This window comes from Mycobacteriales bacterium (genome assembly GCA_036497565.1).
Lineage (GTDB): Bacteria > Actinomycetota > Actinomycetes > Mycobacteriales > QHCD01 > DASXJE01.
Genome location: DASXJE010000170.1, coordinates 1 through 2,194 on the forward strand (window position 1 = coordinate 1; position 2,194 = coordinate 2,194).

The following is a 2,194-nucleotide window of genomic DNA, read 5'->3' on the forward strand; positions in this document are numbered from 1 at the left end:
CCGGCGAACGACGAGTACAAGCAGAGCCTGGTCGCGATGGTGCCGATCGGCCGCTTGGGTACGACGGAGGACGTGGCGGGAGTGGTGGCCTTCCTGGCCGGCGACGACGCCGCACTGATCACCGGCCAGCAGTTGGTCGCCGACGGCGGAATGCACTGAGGGAGAGAGAGAGAACAACGATGAAAGCGACAATGCGCGCGGCCCAGGTTCAGCAGGCCGGTGGACCCTTCGTGGTGGTCGACATGCCGGTACCGCAGCCCGGGCCGGGGCAGGTCCGGGTGAAGGTGCACGCCTGCGGTATCTGCGGTGGCGACGCGATTCCCCGCAACGCCCTGTTCGGTACCAAGCTGCCGCGGGTCCCGGGGCACGAGATCGCCGGGGTGGTCGACGCGGTCGGTGCAGGGGTCGAGGTCTGGCAGGTCGGCCAGCGGGTCGGCGTCGGCTGGGCCGGTGGCGTCGACTTCACCTGCGAGTACTGCCGGCGGGGTGACTTCACCAACTGTCTCAGCCGCACGATCGTCGGTATGTCGTACGACGGTGGGTACGCCGAATACATGGTGGCACCGCAGGACGCGGTGGCGCGGATTCCCGAGGGGCTGACCTTCGAGGAGGCGGCGCCGTTGATGTGTGCCGGGGTCACCGCGTTCAACGCGCTGCGGCACGCGCATGCCGGACCGGGTGACACCGTCGCGGTCCAGGGCGTCGGTGGGGTCGGGCACCTCGCGATCCAGTTCGCGGACAAGATGGGCTTCCGGACCGTCGCGATCAACCGAGGCCGGGACAAAGAGGAGCTGGCGCGGCGGCTCGGTGCGGACGAGTACATCGACAGCACCGAGGGCGACGCGGGCAAGGCGCTCAAGGCCCTCGGCGGCGCATCGGCCGTGCTCGCGACCGTCTCCCGTGGGGAACTCCAGACCGACCTGGTCAAGGGGCTCCGCCCCAACGGTCAGCTGATCGTCTTGGAGGGCGGTGATCCGATACAAGTCACCGGCCACGACCTCGCCGACGGCCGCCTCAGCGTGTCGGGTTGGTACAGCGGTGTCGCCCAGGACAGCGAGGACACGCTGAACTTCGCTGTCCTCAAGGGTGTCCGGCCGATCATCGAGACCTACCCCCTTGAGCAAGCCGAGGAAGCGTGGCAACACCAGCCCAAAGCCAACCTCCGCATCGTCCTCCAAACCCAACGAGCACAGCCCAAAAGCGGAGCGCGAGGCGCAGGTGCTGCTGATCGAGGCGCGGGGAACCGTCGACACCGGTGACGCAGGCTGCGATCTCACTGCCGCAGAGCTTGAGATCTAGGGCGCGCCCGCAGCTGGGCGCACCAATCGTATGAAGACCCGAAACTACCAACTAGAAAGGCACTTTCGATGAGATCACTTTCCTATGACGACCTTTTCATTGCAGGTCGGTGGCAGGCGCCGTCCACCACGCGGCGGCTCTCCGTCATCTCGCCACACACCGAGGAGCCGATCGGTGAGGTTCCGGATGCCGCTCCCGAGGACATGGACAGAGCGATAGCGGCCGCCCGCGAGGCCTTCGACAACGGCCCGTGGCCGCGGCTGAGTCCGTTCGAGCGGATCGAGAAGATCGAGAAGCTCGCGGCCGTCTATGCCGGTCATCTGGATGAGATGGCCGATCTGATCACCGCCGAGATGGGCTCCCCCCGACGCTTCAGCCGGTTGGCTCAGGCCGCCGGCGCGGCGTCGATGATGACTGTGACAGCGGCGACCGCGCGGGAGTATCCGTGGGTCGAGCGGCGCCAGGGGGTGTTCGGGGAGGCCCACGTGCGCAAGGCGCCGGTGGGGGTCGTCGGCGCGATCGTGCCGTGGAATGTGCCCCATCTCGTGCTGATGCCGAAGCTGATCCCGGCGCTGATCGCCGGCTGCTCGGTCGTCGTCAAGCCGGCACCGGAAACACCGTTGGACGCAATGTGGTTGGCCGAAATGCTCGACGAAGTCGATCTGCCCGAAGGGGTGGTGTCGATCGTTCCGGGCGGCCGGGACACCGGCGAACACCTGGTGCGGCATCCCGGCGTGGACAAGATCGCGTTCACCGGCTCCACCGCCAGCGGGCGGCGGATCGCGTCGATCTGCGGCGAGCAGCTCAAGCGGGTGAGTCTGGAGCTGGGCGGCAAGTCCGCAGCGATCATCCTCGATGACGCCGACATCGACAGCACCGTCGCGGGATTGAAGAC

Annotated in this window: 3 protein-coding genes; all 3 read left to right on the forward strand. The window is 67.6% G+C overall.

The features are described from left to right. A partial coding sequence (locus VGH85_14375; protein HEY2174990.1) for an SDR family oxidoreductase occupies positions 1 to 159 on the forward strand: 159 nt, incomplete at its 5' end. A gap of 20 nt (positions 160 to 179) precedes the next feature. Further along, complete coding sequence (locus VGH85_14380; protein HEY2174991.1) at positions 180 to 1,259, forward strand: alcohol dehydrogenase catalytic domain-containing protein; 1,080 nt, start codon at positions 180 to 182, stop codon at positions 1,257 to 1,259. Positions 1,260 to 1,367: 108 nt separating this feature from the next. Then, positions 1,368 to 2,194 (forward strand): aldehyde dehydrogenase family protein (locus tag VGH85_14385; protein ID HEY2174992.1); only part of this gene is annotated, 827 nt, incomplete at its 3' end.